The organism is Pseudoalteromonas sp. A757 (assembly GCF_004103285.1).
GTDB lineage: Bacteria > Pseudomonadota > Gammaproteobacteria > Enterobacterales > Alteromonadaceae > Pseudoalteromonas > Pseudoalteromonas galatheae.
Genome location: NZ_QNQN01000072.1, coordinates 98,279 through 112,990 on the forward strand (window position 1 = coordinate 98,279; position 14,712 = coordinate 112,990).

General features: G+C 43.1%; 13 protein-coding genes and 1 pseudogene. 6 read left to right on the forward strand and 8 right to left on the reverse strand.

What is annotated here, in order from left to right; genetic code table 11:
- Positions 1–24: 24 nt before the first annotated feature.
- From DRB05_RS16050 to DRB05_RS16065, 4 genes are all read left to right on the forward strand, one after another.
- On the forward strand, positions 25–606 hold the full coding sequence (locus DRB05_RS16050; protein ID WP_010375405.1) for a Fe-Mn family superoxide dismutase: 582 nt from the start codon (positions 25–27) through the stop codon (positions 604–606).
- A 185-nt stretch (positions 607–791) separates the two neighbouring features.
- The gene (locus DRB05_RS16055) at positions 792–2,714 is read left to right on the forward strand and encodes a PrkA family serine protein kinase (RefSeq protein WP_128727827.1); all 1,923 of its coding nucleotides are present in this window, start codon (positions 792–794) and stop codon (positions 2,712–2,714) included.
- A gap of 25 nt (positions 2,715–2,739) precedes the next feature.
- Positions 2,740–4,023 carry a YeaH/YhbH family protein gene (locus DRB05_RS16060; protein WP_128727828.1) on the forward strand — a complete coding sequence of 428 codons (1,284 nt, stop codon included), beginning with the start codon at positions 2,740–2,742 and terminating at the stop codon, positions 4,021–4,023.
- 18 nt (positions 4,024–4,041) lie between these two features.
- Positions 4,042–5,547 carry a SpoVR family protein gene (locus DRB05_RS16065; RefSeq protein ID WP_128727829.1) on the forward strand — a complete coding sequence of 502 codons (1,506 nt, stop codon included), beginning with the start codon at positions 4,042–4,044 and terminating at the stop codon, positions 5,545–5,547.
- Between the two features lie 192 nt (positions 5,548–5,739).
- Here the strand turns inward: DRB05_RS16065 and DRB05_RS16070 are convergent.
- The 7 genes and pseudogenes from DRB05_RS16070 to DRB05_RS16100 all read right to left on the reverse strand — a co-directional run.
- Positions 5,740–5,931 (reverse strand): annotated as a pseudogene (locus DRB05_RS16070) (DUF4870 domain-containing protein); the annotation flags it as partial.
- Between the two features lie 249 nt (positions 5,932–6,180).
- Positions 6,181–6,507, reverse strand: coding sequence for a YbaB/EbfC family nucleoid-associated protein (locus DRB05_RS16075; protein ID WP_010368987.1), 327 nt, complete (start codon positions 6,505–6,507; stop codon positions 6,181–6,183).
- 63 nt (positions 6,508–6,570) lie between these two features.
- Complete coding sequence (gene dnaX, locus DRB05_RS16080) at positions 6,571–8,895, reverse strand: DNA polymerase III subunit gamma/tau (RefSeq protein ID WP_128727830.1); 2,325 nt, start codon at positions 8,893–8,895, stop codon at positions 6,571–6,573.
- A 2-nt stretch (positions 8,896–8,897) separates the two neighbouring features.
- Positions 8,898–9,443 (reverse strand): adenine phosphoribosyltransferase, encoded by a 546-nt coding sequence (gene apt, locus DRB05_RS16085; protein ID WP_010368992.1) that lies wholly within the window; start codon positions 9,441–9,443, stop codon positions 8,898–8,900.
- A 430-nt stretch (positions 9,444–9,873) separates the two neighbouring features.
- Positions 9,874–10,623 (reverse strand): putative DNA-binding domain-containing protein, encoded by a 750-nt coding sequence (locus DRB05_RS16090; protein WP_128727831.1) that lies wholly within the window; start codon positions 10,621–10,623, stop codon positions 9,874–9,876.
- Positions 10,624–10,625: 2 nt separating this feature from the next.
- Complete coding sequence (locus DRB05_RS16095) at positions 10,626–11,462, reverse strand: DUF692 domain-containing protein (protein ID WP_128727832.1); 837 nt, start codon at positions 11,460–11,462, stop codon at positions 10,626–10,628.
- Between the two features lie 157 nt (positions 11,463–11,619).
- Positions 11,620–12,057 carry a hypothetical protein gene (locus DRB05_RS16100; RefSeq protein ID WP_128727833.1) on the reverse strand — a complete coding sequence of 146 codons (438 nt, stop codon included), beginning with the start codon at positions 12,055–12,057 and terminating at the stop codon, positions 11,620–11,622.
- Positions 12,058–12,316: 259 nt separating this feature from the next.
- On the opposite strand from DRB05_RS16100, the gene DRB05_RS16105 reads away from it, so the two are divergent.
- Positions 12,317–13,303 carry a tRNA-dihydrouridine synthase gene (locus DRB05_RS16105; protein WP_128727834.1) on the forward strand — a complete coding sequence of 329 codons (987 nt, stop codon included), beginning with the start codon at positions 12,317–12,319 and terminating at the stop codon, positions 13,301–13,303.
- A gap of 37 nt (positions 13,304–13,340) precedes the next feature.
- Positions 13,341–13,715: a TraR/DksA C4-type zinc finger protein gene (locus DRB05_RS16110; protein WP_128727835.1), complete on the forward strand. Its 375-nt coding sequence runs from the start codon at positions 13,341–13,343 to the stop codon at positions 13,713–13,715.
- On the opposite strand, the gene DRB05_RS16115 is transcribed toward DRB05_RS16110, so the two are convergent.
- Positions 13,678–14,682 carry a hypothetical protein gene (locus tag DRB05_RS16115; protein ID WP_240036261.1) on the reverse strand — a complete coding sequence of 335 codons (1,005 nt, stop codon included), beginning with the start codon at positions 14,680–14,682 and terminating at the stop codon, positions 13,678–13,680. The two genes, DRB05_RS16110 and DRB05_RS16115, sit on opposite strands and share 38 nt — an antisense overlap.
- Positions 14,683–14,712 lie beyond the last annotated feature (30 nt).

The window sequence follows — 14,712 nt, forward strand, 5'->3', positions numbered from 1 at the left end:
ATCAACCAAAAAATGGAGATTAATATGGCATTTGAACTACCGTCACTACCTTATGCACTAAATGCTCTTGAGCCGCACGTTTCTCAAGAGACGCTAGAATTCCACCACGGTAAGCACCACAACACTTACGTTGTAAAGCTTAACGGTCTTATCGAAGGTACTGACTTTGAAGGTAAATCACTAGAAGAGATCGTATGTAGCTCTGAAGGTGGTGTTTTCAACAATGCTGCTCAAATCTGGAACCACACCTTCTACTGGCACAGCCTTGCGCCAAATGCAGGTGGCGAACCAACAGGTAAAGTTGCTGAACTAATTAATGCAAAATGGGGCTCATTCGCAGCATTCCAAGAAGCTTTCAACGACAAAGCAGTTAACAACTTTGGTTCAAGCTGGACTTGGTTAGTACAACTAGCTGACGGCTCTCTAGATATCGTTAACACTTCAAATGCAGCGACTCCGCTGACTGAAGAAGGTGTTACCCCTATCATCACAGTTGACCTGTGGGAACACGCTTACTACATTGATTACCGTAATGTTCGTCCTGATTACCTTAAAGGCTTCTGGGCACTTGTTAACTGGGACTTTGCTAACAGCAACCTAGCGTAACATCAACTATCAGTATTGATGCAATAATGGGGCGCAAAAGCGCCCTTTTTTATGCCTGTAACTCAACATTAATACATAAAAAATCTAGTTTTTTTTGGGTATTCTCCATATCACGACTAAGCTTTAAGTAACCTTTCTAAATCTGTGATCCGCAAACCACATCAAGTAGCTTATTGGAGGTCGTTATGACAATATTTGAACATTATCAGGCCAGATATGAAGCCGCGCAAGAAGAAGAGTACACCATCGCGGAATTTCTTGAAATTTGTAAAAATGATAAATCTGCCTATGCCAGCGCACCTGAGCGACTTCTGATGGCAATAGGCGAACCAGAAATGATCGATACGTCGAAAGATGCCAGACTCAGCCGGCTGTTTTCGAATAGAGTAATAGCTCGATACCCTGCTTTCAGCGAGTTTTACGGTATGGAGGATGCCATTGAACAAATCGTATCGTATCTCAAGCATGCAGCACAGGGACTTGAAGAGTGCAAACAAGTACTTTATTTACTCGGCCCGGTAGGTGGTGGTAAATCGTCTATCGCTGAAAAGCTCAAGTACTTGATGCAAAAGGTGCCGGTCTATTCTTTAAAAGGCTCACCCGTTAATGACCACCCACTTTGCTTGTTTAGCCCACAAGAAGATGCAGAACTGCTTGAAAAAGAGTTCGGTATTCCTGGGCGTTATATTAAGACAATAATGTCTCCATGGGCGACCAAACGCTTGCATGAGTACAACGGAGACATTACCCAATTTAAAGTCGTAAAACGTTACCCTTCGATTCTTGATCAAATAGCTATCGCGAAAACAGAGCCTGGGGATGAGAACAATCAAGATATCTCAGCGCTGGTGGGCAAAGTCGATATCCGTAAACTGGAGCATTTCGCTCAAAATGACCCTGATGCTTACGCATACTCTGGCGCACTATGCCTTGCAAACCAAGGATTGATGGAATTTGTCGAAATGTTTAAAGCACCCATTAAGGTGCTACACCCGCTGCTAACTGCAACCCAAGAAGGCAACTACAATGGTACAGAGGGTATTTCGGCCCTACCATTTAGCGGGCTCATACTTGCTCACTCTAACGAATCTGAATGGCAGACCTTTAAGAACAACAAAAACAACGAGGCTTTTTTAGACCGTGTTTACATCGTCAAAGTACCTTATTGTTTACGCGTGTCTGAAGAGGTCAAAATATACGAGAAACTTATTGAAAATAGTGAGCTCAGGGAAGCTCCCTGTGCGCCTGGCACTTTAGAAACTTTAGCGAAGTTTTCAGCCCTGTCTCGGATTAAAGAGCCTGAGAACTCCAGTATCTATTCGAAAATGCGGGTTTACGATGGTGAAAGCTTAAAAGACACAGATCCGAAAGCCAAGTCCTATCAAGAATACAGAGACTACGCCGGCGTTGACGAAGGCATGAACGGCTTATCAACTCGCTTTGCCTTTAAGATCCTTTCTCGTGTGTTTAACTTTGACCATAGCGAAGTCGCAGCAAACCCTGTGCACTTATTCTATGTACTTGAGCAGCAAATTGAGCGTGAACAATTTAATGCCGAAGTACAAGAGCGCTACCTAAGCCACCTTAAAGGATACCTAATCCCACAATATGTCGAGTTTATTGGTAAAGAGCTACAAACAGCTTACCTTGAGTCGTACTCTGAGTATGGCCAAAATATTTTTGACCGCTATGTTACCTATGCAGATTTTTGGATCCAAGATCAGGAATATCGTGACCCAGATACTGGCCAGCTATTTGATAGAGCCGCGCTTAACGGCGAGCTGGAAAAGATTGAAAAGCCAGCAGGTATTTCCAATCCAAAAGATTTTCGTAACGAGATAGTCAACTTTGTTTTAAGAGCAAGAGCCCATCACAATGGTGACAACCCAGTGTGGACTAGCTATGAAAAACTAAGAACGGTTATCGAGAAAAAAATGTTCTCAAATACCGAAGACTTACTCCCTGTAATTTCATTCAATGCAAAAACCTCTGCTGAAGATCAGAAGAAGCATGAAGACTTTGTCAATCGTATGGTTGATAAAGGCTATACCCAAAAACAAGTTCGCCTACTTTCAGAGTGGTATTTAAGAGTTAGAAAGTCACAGTAACTTGTTAGTATGAAGAGGGTGTTATATGGCGCATTTTATTGACCGCCGTCTTAACGGCAAAAATAAGAGCACTCTGAACCGCCAACGCTTTATCCGCCGTTACAAAAAGCAGATAAAGAAAGCGGTTTCAGAGGCCATCAACAAACGCAGTGTGACTGATATCTCCAGTGGCGAGAGTATTTCTATCCCACAACGAGATATCAGCGAGCCCACTTTCCATCAGGGTAAAGGGGGTGATAGAGAGCTCATTCACCCAGGTAACGATCAATTTTCAACGGGCGATCGGATCCAACGCCCACCTTCTGGGCAAGGGGGTGGTTCAGGCGATGGTGAAGCAAGTAATCAAGGCGAAGGACAAGACGACTTTGTATTCTCTATTTCTAAAGATGAATACTTAGACCTATTATTTGAAGACTTGGAGTTACCCAACTTACAACAAAGCCAGTTAGATAAATTAATGCAAATGAAAACGCATCGAGCTGGCTTTTGTAATGATGGTATGCCAAGTAACCTAGATATTGTACGCAGTTTAAAAGGCTCAATGGCACGCCGTATTGCGATGACTTCAAGTAAACGCCGAGAGTTAAGGGAATTAGAGGAAGAACTGGCAAACATGCTCGCTGAACCTGTTCCTCCTCAACAGAAAATCAATGATATTGAACTACGGATCCAAGTGCTAAAAGAGCAAATCGCCGCGGTGCCTTTCATCGACAATTACGATTTACGCTTTCGTAATTACGAAAGGCGTCCCCACCCCACCAGCAAAGCTGTCATGTTTTGCTTAATGGATGTGTCAGGCTCAATGGATCAAGCCACCAAAGACATGGCAAAGCGTTTTTATATTTTGCTCTATCAGTTCTTAACCCGTACTTATAAAGATATTGAGGTAGTTTATATCCGCCACCATACCCAAGCAAAAGAGGTAGACGAGCAGGAGTTTTTCTACTCGCAAGAGACGGGTGGCACAATTGTCTCAAGTGCCCTGAAATTAATGGACGAAATCATTCAAGAACGCTATGCCCAAGGCGATTGGAATATTTACGCCGCACAGGCTTCTGACGGTGATAACTGGGCAGATGATTCTCCACAATGCACCCAGATACTCTCTAACAAACTACTTAAGATTGTCCGCTACTACGCGTATATAGAGATTACGACCCGTGCACACCAAAGCCTATGGCGGGAATATCAAGGAATAGCCAACTCATTTGACAACTTTGCTATGCAGCACATTCGAGGTGTAGAAGATATTTACCCTATCTTTAGAGAACTGTTCAAGAAGAACAAAAATAAGCAAAGTGCGGCATAATTTTTGGGAGGTTGCGCGATGACATATCAGCCAATTGACGATGGTCCAGATTGGACCTTTGATTTACTTGATACCTATCATCAAGAAATTGCTCGTGTAGCCGAGCATTACAGACTTGACACTTACCCAAATCAAATTGAGGTGATCACAGCAGAGCAGATGATGGATGCCTACTCCAGTGTAGGCATGCCAATTGGTTATGCACATTGGTCGTACGGTAAAAAGTTTATCCAGACTGAGCAAACCTACAAACGTGGACAAATGGGTCTTGCCTACGAGATTGTGATTAATTCTAACCCTTGTATTGCCTATTTAATGGAAGAAAATACTATGCCTATGCAGGCATTGGTGATGGCGCATGCGTGCTACGGTCATAACTCTTTCTTTAAAGGTAACTATCTATTTAAAACTTGGACGGACGCATCTTCCATTATTGACTACTTGGTCTTCGCTAAAAATTATGTCGCCAAATGTGAAGAAAAGTATGGTATTGATGAGGTAGAAAACTTGATTGACTCTTGTCATGCGTTGATGAATTACGGGGTTGATCGATATAAAAGGCCGCAACGGATCTCTATGTTTGAGGAACAAAAGCGGCAAAAAGAACGGGAAGATTATTTGCAGTCCCAAGTTAATGAATTATGGCGAACTATTCCTAAAGGTGAAGATGAAGAAACCGACAACCGTTCCCATTTCCCGTCAGAACCTCAGGAAAACATACTGTATTTTATCGAGAAAAACGCGCCATTGTTGGAGTCTTGGCAACGCGAGATTATTCGTATTGTGCGTAAAGTATCACAGTACTTCTACCCGCAAAGACAAACTCAAGTTATGAACGAAGGCTGGGCTACATTTTGGCATTATACCATTTTGAATCACTTATATGACGAGGGAAAACTAAGCGACTCCTTTATGTTGGAGTTTTTGCAAAGCCATACCAATGTTGTGTATCAACCGCCATATAATAGTAAATTTTATTCAGGGATAAACCCCTATGCACTCGGCTTTAACATGATGGTCGATATTCGCCGTATATGCGAAAACCCAACGGAAGAAGACAAACAGTGGTTCCCGGAATTTGCGGGAAGCAACTGGTTAGATACACTGCATTTTGCGATGCAAAATTTTAAAGACGAGAGCTTCATCAGCCAATTTTTATCTCCAAAACTCATGCGCGACTTTAAGCTTTTTACGATTGTCGATAAACAAAAATCTCCGCATTTGGAAGTTGGGCCTATTCACGACGAAATGGGTTATCAACAACTTCGCAGCGCCCTTTCAGCGCAGTACAACCTAAGTAACCATGAGCCGAATATTCAAGTTTATGACGTCGATGTTCGGGGAGATCGTTCACTTACACTAAGATATGTACCGCAAGGCGGGATCCCGCTTGCCGCTTCAAAGCAAGAAGTGATAAAGCACCTTTATCGCTTATGGGGATTTAAAGTGAGACTTGAGCAAGTAGATGAAAATGGCAATATCGAGCAAATAGCTCAATGCCCTGAAGAGGAAAGTGAATCGTAGCCCTGTAAGTGTAAATTAGGAGCAGGCAAACAGCTTGGGCTGCTATGTTTGCCGAAGCTCCTTTTTTATGCTCAGAAGCCTTAAATTAGCTCCTGCCTCTATTTATCATGCAGCTGTGAGGTGTATTGTTAAACTCAATACAGCAAACCAGAACAATGCAAACAGCAGGTTCTCTGCTATTCAAAGTGTTGATTACTTATTAAAAGTGAAACTGAGTGGATAAGTCCACACTTCACCATTATTGGCCTTTATCGAGGCAATAATGGCAAATATAACATTAAGAGCAGCTAAAACAACGAATCCCAACAGACCAACCGCGACAAACACTAAAATAGTGCAAATTATGGAATAGATGATTAGGCTAATTAACCAATTAATTGTGGCTTTCCTATGCTGAAAATTCCCACTTCATATTATCCAAAGCCTAGACATTTGAATATAGGAAAAGCGATACCGAAACAGATAACGCAAGGCCATTTAGCATGTATCTAAAATCTAGTCCAGAGCAAGAAAGCCCGTGAATTTTATTGTAGCTATAAAAAAGCTCCGATATTTGAGTATCGAAGCTTTCTATAAATGTTGTTTTTATTTCTCTTCGCGAAAAATAAAAATTAACTATTCCGTTGGTGCTTATTAAAACGGCATTTTGAAGCCTGGAGGCATTTGCATGCCGCCGGTGACTTCTGACATACGCTTTTGCGTTTCTTCACCTACGCGGCGAACTGCGTCGTTTACCGCAGCGGCTAATAGGTCTTCGATCATGTCTTTGTCGTCTTCCATTAGGCTTTCGTCAATTTCTACGCGACGTACGTTGTGGCTACCAAGCATAGTTACTTTAACTAAACCTGCGCCTGCTTCACCTGTTACTTCTAGGCTCTTGATCTCTTCTTGGGCTTTTTCCATGCGCTCTTGCATTTGCTGCGCCTGCTTCATGATGTTGCCCATTCCGCCTTTAAACATATTCTGCTCTCTTATACTTCAATTTGGTTTACTGTGATAAAAGATAAGGGCTAACGCCCTTAATTACAATGCCTGAACGCTATTTTCGTCAAGCATTGCGTCAAATTCTTGGACAAACGCGCTGACGAGTGGATCGTCACGCATCGCCGCTTTAGCTTGGACAAGCCTATGCTCATCTAATTGTTGCTGTACCAAAAACGGCGTGTTATTTACCGTGTCGATATAGTTAATCTCAAGCTCGATTGGCTGCTGGAGTAATGCGCTTAGGCTTTCTGTCAGTTTCTCTCTAAGCACTGCGGAGTCTAAGTGCTGTTGACTCGCATCTACTTGCAATTGTACCTGCCCGCCTTGCTGTGTTATCACACTGTGTAATGCATACTGGCGAATTCGACCGCCTAATTGCATCTTTTCAATCATGTTTGCCCAATCGTCGCTTTGGTGAGCAAACTTAATGTCACTGATAGGACTAACAAAGTTTTCCGGTGCAGGGATCTCCACTTGAATACTTTGTTCGTTATCATCTTGTTTTACTGGTGATAACTGCTCTAGCAATTCAGGCGCTAAATTTTCCGTAATGGGTTTATGGCGCTCTTGAAACGCTTCTTTCTTTTGCTTTTTTGGTGCTAAGCGAGGTGCAGCGGGCTGTGACAGTTGCGGCTCAGGCCGATACTCAGGTGTGGTTACCATCGTGGCTGGCGCTTGCTCTATTGGCATTGGCGCACTAGGCGCCTCAGACTTTTTTACCTCACCATTGGCTCCCACCAATCGACCCGCCCCAGAGATATTACGATTTTTTAAAATTCGTGCTATCGCTGACTGGGCTTGGTTTTGCTGCTCGGTAACGCTGGCCGCAGCAGTAGGTTCTGAAGCGCTTTGGTTTTGCATCTCAGGTCTAGGCCAGTCCTCTTGATTTTGCGATGCTATTTGCGCGTATGCATCATCAACTGGCGCACTTTCATGATGATGTGCAGGAGCCTGCTCTTGGAACCCCTGCTCTACCGCCTGCGACATAATGCTGTCGTATTGGTTGGCCATCTCCGCCTCAGATGGCACAGAGGCGACTGGTGCTTGGCTTTGCGCAGCAGGTGTTTGCGAAAGCGGCTCATACTGTGTTGTTTGTTGCGCGGCTGGTGTCGTTGCTTCTGGTGCATATGTTGGTGCTGTTGCCGGCTGCACCTGAGGTGATGACGCTACCGTAGCGTGATCTTCCGTTGGCTTTTTTAGCAGCGCTCGTAAATCCCCTACTTTGCTTTGCTTTTCAGAAGTTTCTTGGCTCACAGGAGCGGAAGGCACTACGCTATGGCTTTCTTTTTCAAACGCCATTAATCGCAGCATGACCATCTCAAACCCAAGTTTAGGCTCAGGTGCCCATTTTAGGTCTTTTTTGCCATTTAACAGCAGTTGATACAACAACTGCCCCTGTTGCGGTGCTACTTGCTCGGCAAATAGTTTAATGTCGTTATTATCAAAATTTGATAACCGCGCAGCACTAGGCACGAGTTGAGTGAGCTGAATAACATGCAATAACGCAATTAAATCGTCCAGCACACTGACAAAATTACCGTTTTGTAGTGCTATTTTTTCAATCGCATTGAGTAAAGCTTCACCGTCGTGGCACAAAATTGCAGACAGCAAAATGATCGCATGAGCACTATCCATCAGTCCCAGCATAGATTGCACTGCAGGCACCGTTAAATTGCCATTTGTTTGTGCAATAGCCTGATCGGTCAAACTTAGTGCGTCACGCATACTACCATCAGCGGCTTTCGCTAACGTTTGTAGTGCTACCGGATCAAAGGCAACTTGCTCTAACGGCAGGATTTTTTCTAGTTGTTCAACTATTTGCCCTTGTGTCATTGCGTTCAGATTGAACTGTAAACAACGGGACAAAATAGTCACAGGCAATTTTTGTGGATCGGTTGTAGCGAGCAAGAATTTTACATGCTCTGGCGGCTCTTCTAAGGTTTTAAGGAGCGCATTAAAACTGTGCTTCGACAGCATATGCACTTCATCAATGAGATAAACCTTGTAGCGACCACGAGTTGGTGCATATTGTACGTTGTCTAATATTTCTCGTGTGTCTTCAACTTTTGTACGAGAAGCCGCATCAATTTCGATTAAATCGATAAACTTACCGGTTTCAATCTCAGTACAGGCACTACACTGGCCACAAGGCGTTGAAGTAACGCCTTGTTCGCAGTTAAGGCTTTTAGCAAAGATCCTAGCAATGGTTGTTTTGCCCACACCACGTGTTCCGGTGAATAAATAGGCATGATGCAAACGCTTTTCATTGAGTGCGTTGACCAGAGCTTGTTTAACATGCTCTTGCCCCATTAATTCATGGAAGTTTTGCGGACGCCATTTTCGCGCCAGAACCTGATAGCTCATGCTTATTCGCCTTCGAACTCTACAAGTGAAAGGATTTTGATCCCAAGATCATTGATTTTCTTTTCACCACCAAGCTCAGGTAATGAAATAACAAACGCAGCATCAGTGGCTTCACCGCCTAAGCGTTTAACCAGTTTTGCTGTTGCTTCAATAGTACCACCTGTTGCAAGTAAATCATCAACAAGTAGCACTTTATCACCTGCTTCAATCGCATCTGAGTGTAATTCAAGTGTATCTTCACCATATTCAAGCTGGTAAGACTGGCTGATCACCTCACGTGGCAATTTACCCGGCTTTCTTACTGGAATAAAAGGAATGCCTAACTCATATGCCAATGGCGCACCGAAGATAAAACCACGCGATTCAGTACCGATGATTTTAGTAAAGCCGCCATCTTTATAAGCCGCAACGAACGCATCAATTGTTGCCTTAAACGCGGCAGGGTTTGCTAGAAGTGAAGTCACGTCACGGAACATAATCCCAGGTTTTGGGTAATTAGGAACCGTCGCGATACTATTTTTGATCAATGACATATTCTCTGTCGTCATAATTGCTTTGCTTTAAGTTTATTACAAAAGAGTGAGATTATAACAATTTTCTATCCGGTTGAAACCGACTGAGTGACTTTGTGTGTCAGGATGAAGGAAAAGCGAACAATTTAGTGAGCAGTATACGAGTATAAAATCGAAAAAGGCTGCAAAAAGCAGCCTCTAGGTAAATACGTTCAGCTTGACTTATGCAAGCGCTGTTGCCCAGCCTAGAATCGCGTTTAAACAACCAACTCCAGCAAACACAGCAACAAATGCAAGGAAATACTTTGCATTGAACGGATCTTTAAAGTCACCTTTAGACATAGATACTACCTTTAATTTTACAACTCGCACCAACTGCATAGCTGCAGAAAGCATTGACTAGCGCCCTAGTCCGAGTTTAAGCACGACAAAAACAGGCCGTATAATAGTCGATGTTGCCAATGGCTTAAAGGTTTTTTGTTTTGATAATGCCAAGATCCGCGAATTCAGCAAGTGTATGCTGTGCTCCTTGCTGTAGCTGCTCAACAGTAAACTGAGGCACTTGCTGCGCGATAATATTTATAATATCAGTGAGTTGCATACCATCATTGGCTTCAATCACTGACAACATTAAGGCCGTCATCGGGTTTAGTGCGACAAACTGAACATCGTCCTCTTCGTCTCTATACAGTGCGAAGCTAAACGTTTGCCCTGCTGTTTTAGTCGGGCGAAAGGTTTTACTGATCTGATGAACTGGATATTGATAATGTGCAATTCGGGTTGTACTTGCCAAGCTCATTTCGACCTCTGTAAGCGCTTGGACTTCAATCGAAAGCTCATGCTCTGCTTCAACGGTCGTTGCCACATCTAGCTCTAGCCATTCATAGTGAGCCAACTCTAACAAAAACTCAGGATCGGCTTCTGAGGGCTCGTATTCTGTTTGTAAAAACTGCAAGAACTCTTTGCTAATCTCTAAAAAGTATGGCGAATGACAATCGTGCTTCACAAAAAATAGCCGAATTAACGTCAACCAATCTTTATTGGTATACAAGCTTTTAAGTACAGGAAACGCACTGCTCACGAAGCCTTCGACATTATTAAAAAACAGCTCTTGATAGATTTTTAAGCGCCGAGCTTCTATGCCTTCAGGTGCAGGTTGGTTGTCTGGATCTCTAATATATGCCATAAACTGCTGCTGAGTTTCTACAAAAGACATAGCTATACCTGCTCCAAGCGCTTGGTGTATTTGGCCTGTACTGCTGAAATTTGCCCCGCTTCTGCCAATAATTCTGCCATGGGAGGAATATTAAAATCACGCTCTAACAAAGTTGGGAATACGCCATGTAGCTCATAGGCTTTCTCTAACAAGCTCCATACTGGCGAAGACACCTCAGCGCCGTGTGTATCAACAAGTAAGTCTTCGGCTTCCACATAATGGCCTGCTATATGGCCGTATGCAATACGCTCGCTTGGCATAGCCGCTAGGAATTGTTCAGCATCGTAGCCATGGTTAATAGCGTTGACATAGATGTTGTTAACATCGAGTAGCAAATCGCAATCAGCTTCGGCTAATACCCCGAGGGTAAATTCCAACTCCGACATTTCTTGTCCAGGAGCGGCATAATAAGAAACATTTTCTACCGCAATTCGGCGTTCTAGATGCTCTTGGACTGCTCGGATCCGCTTAGCGGTATGATGGATTGCTTCTTCCGTAAAAGGGATTGGCATCAGATCGTACATATGACCCTCTCCCGAACAATAACTCAGATGTTCACTATAGGTAGCGATATTATGCTGTTTAAAAAATGTTTTTAGTTGTGATAAAAATTCACGATCAAGCGGTGCGGGCGAACCCAGCGACAACGACAAGCCATGACAGATAAAGGTATGCTGTTGCGTCAATGCTTGAAATTGTTTTGCAAGCTTGCCACCAAATTTGAGCCAGTTTTCTGGTGCAACTTCATAAAAGTCGACTTGCTTTGGCGGTGCATTGAGCACGTCATCGACCATTTCACGGCGCAAGCCAAGTCCTAAGTTGCCTAACTGCACTGCCATACTTCTCTCTCACTTTAGACATTATTTTAAACCGGTTCGGAACTACACAAACACAGGTTTCTCTGCCTGCATAGTTTCATTTTGAAATTACCCAATGACGTTATCTACCTTACCATAAATAATTGTGTCATTGGGTTGACCATAATGGTGCCTTTATTTAGTGGTTGCCACCACATTTACCTTCACCACACTTGCCTTCTTTTTTGCCTTTAGCGTCGCCGCCACATTTACCTTCGCCGCATTTGCCTTCTTTTTTACCTTTAGCGTCGCCACCACATTTGCCTTCGCCGCACTTACCTTCTTTTTTACCTTTGGCATCGCCACCGCATTTGCCTTCGCCGCACTTACCTTCTTTTTTGCCTTTAGCGTCACCGCCACATTTACCTTCGCCGCATTTACCTTCTTTTTTACCTTTAGCGTCGCCACCACATTTGCCTTCGCCGCACTTACCTTCACCTGCGTCAAGTTGATAGCCTGAAGTCATTGTTTCAAAACTGAATGGATTTGCATTCGCGTCCGTCGCGGTTAATCCTGCTGTGCCTGCAACAACAGCACTTAAAGTAAGGGCAATAGAGTTCTTTTTAACGGTATTCATAATATTTGCTCTCTCAAAAATAGTTGATTCAATTAGTAGACCCAAACGCCTAGACATTTATTTCGCAAAACTTTAGAAATTTTAGTTTCACTCACTACACTACGACTTACATCCAGTTATAGTCCATCAGTTCTCTTTTTGCCATTTGTGGATATTGGGCCTGTTGATGACTTGCAGCAAACAATTAGCTAGAATGTCGCGCTTTTCAATGAGTCATCAATGACCCATTTTATTTTTGTTGTATCTAAAGGGTTAACACATGAAGCTAGTTCTGGCGCCGATGGAAGGTGTAGTTGATTTTAAAATGCGCGAATTACTTACAGATCTCGGTGGCTTTGACCTTTGTGTGACTGAGTTTATCCGTGTAGTTGATCTCACCTTTCCGCGTCGAGTATTTACACGATACTGTCCTGAGCTATTAAATGGTGGCTACACCAGAGCGGGAACACCGGTAAGAGTGCAGCTTCTAGGCCAAGTACCCCACGCGCTTGCTGCGAATGCACGAAAGGCCGTAAAGCTTGGCTCACATGGTGTTGACTTGAACTTTGGTTGTCCTGCAAAAACCGTGAATAAAAGCCGTGGCGGTGCGGTTTTACTGAAAGAGCCAGAGCAAATCTATCAAATCATTAAGGCGGTTAGAGATGCAGTACCAGACGAACATCAAGTAAGCGCCAAAATACGCCTTGGCTTTGATGATGACGCCAATAGCACTGAAATTGTCGATGCAGTTCAGCAAGGAGGTGCGTCGAGTTTGGCGATACATGCTCGAACCAAGCGAGATGGCTACAAACCGCCAGCGTACTGGGAAAAGATCCCGCCTTTATTATCAAGATTAACCATTCCTGTCGTTGCTAACGGTGAAATTTGGCAAGTTGAAGATGCACTACTCTGCCAAACACGTAGCCACTGCCAAGATTTGATGCTTGGTCGCGGTGCGCTAGCCACCCCCGATTTGGCAGCAAAAATTAAAGCGCATGTTAACGGTACTCATTATACTCCGCTCTCATGGGAAAATGTCGTCTACCATATTCTTCATTCGTCTATGCATCAGGATGAGAATATGAGTGAAAAGTACTTTTCGGCTAGAACAAAACAGTGGTTAAGTTATCTGAAACGTCAGTATAGCGGAGCGCATGTTCTTTTTGATGAAATCAAAACGCTTAAAAGCAAAGATGACGTCATGAAGGTGTTGCAGAAATACGCAATGTCTCCAGACATTGATTCAAATCATAACAGTAAAGTTTGACTGAAATGATAATGGGACGTCGGATAGGAGAGCGCCCATGAATGAAAACACACATAATTATGAGCAAAGCTTACAAGCTGAACTTGCCACACTCAGAAGTGACTTTTTGGGAGAGCTAAAAGCTTCACCCAACGAGTTTACACACAACCTTGCCAATACCTTAGAGCTTAATCCACCTAATAAGTGGCTAGATATTGTAATGGAAAAAATAAATCCGGAACAATTTCCACTTTATGACAGGTTAATGAAAGTAGAAGCAGCGTTATGCCAAATGGAAATTGGTCAGTTTGGGTATTGCTGCGATTGCGAGCAAATAATAGAGCTTGAGTTGCTAGAGCAAGATCCAGCAACCCAGCGCTGTCGCAGTTGTAAGACTAAGGCTTTAAAAAATGAGGATATGCAGCAAAAATAGTCGCTGGAAAATAGACTATATTAGCAATCAATTGTTGTGCTTGTTGTTCATTCAGCGCTAGTTTTGAGTTGAGCGCAACAAATGCTTGCTTTTGGGACCACCCTTGATAATGAATTCCCAGATCCACTGCCATTAAGGTTACGATCAGCGCTTTATGCTGCTCGATTGCCTTTGTACACTTCGCTACTGTCGAAGGCACATTAATAAATCCATCACGCCAGTTGAGCCCGCTAATTCTCTGGCAGTTAGCTGGCAATAGCTCTAGTATATAAGGCTGTTGGGTATTAAGCGTTGTATTGAGCACAATTGACTTACTATTTTTCTCATCAATTTTTGATAATATTGCCAAAACTTTATTAGGTGATTCTTGGATAGCCCCGTAAAAATTTAGTTTTGATTGATACCACTCTTTCCCATTAGGTAACTGATGCAACCCAAGCATCGCTCTTGGTTTATAATCACCCAAATAACTCAGCAGCGTTGAGCGTGATGGTGCATCAATAGCTGAATTTTCAAGCTGCTTTATTATCGCTTCTCGCTCAAACCGGTTTAGACGAATATTACTTTCGTCGGCCTCTTTTAGCTTTGTTGTTACAAATGCAAGCCACTGTTCAAGCTCTTCGCCACTCACCCTATTCTCTACGTTCTTAAGCACCGTAATATTACCCGGCCAAGGTAAGTAACGCTCTGGGTAGCGCTCTTGAATTCTTAAGTAGTCTAACTCTTTGTGCGCCATAACATCTGAGTCATCCAAGTCACTAGCCAATAACGCGTGTCTAAGCTGTAAGTAGCCCTCCGTAAATGGCAACACACTAATATTATCAGTAGATGAGTGACTTAAACTGCTATTAAGAGAAATTAAAGAAGTTCTGAGCTCTTGATAATTTACGACTTGCTTTTGCTCACTACAAGCAGGTAGGAATATAAACGCGACCAAAGTCAGGCTGAACAATAAATGCTTTTTCATAATTCCACATTAGATTTTGAAATCAAAAAA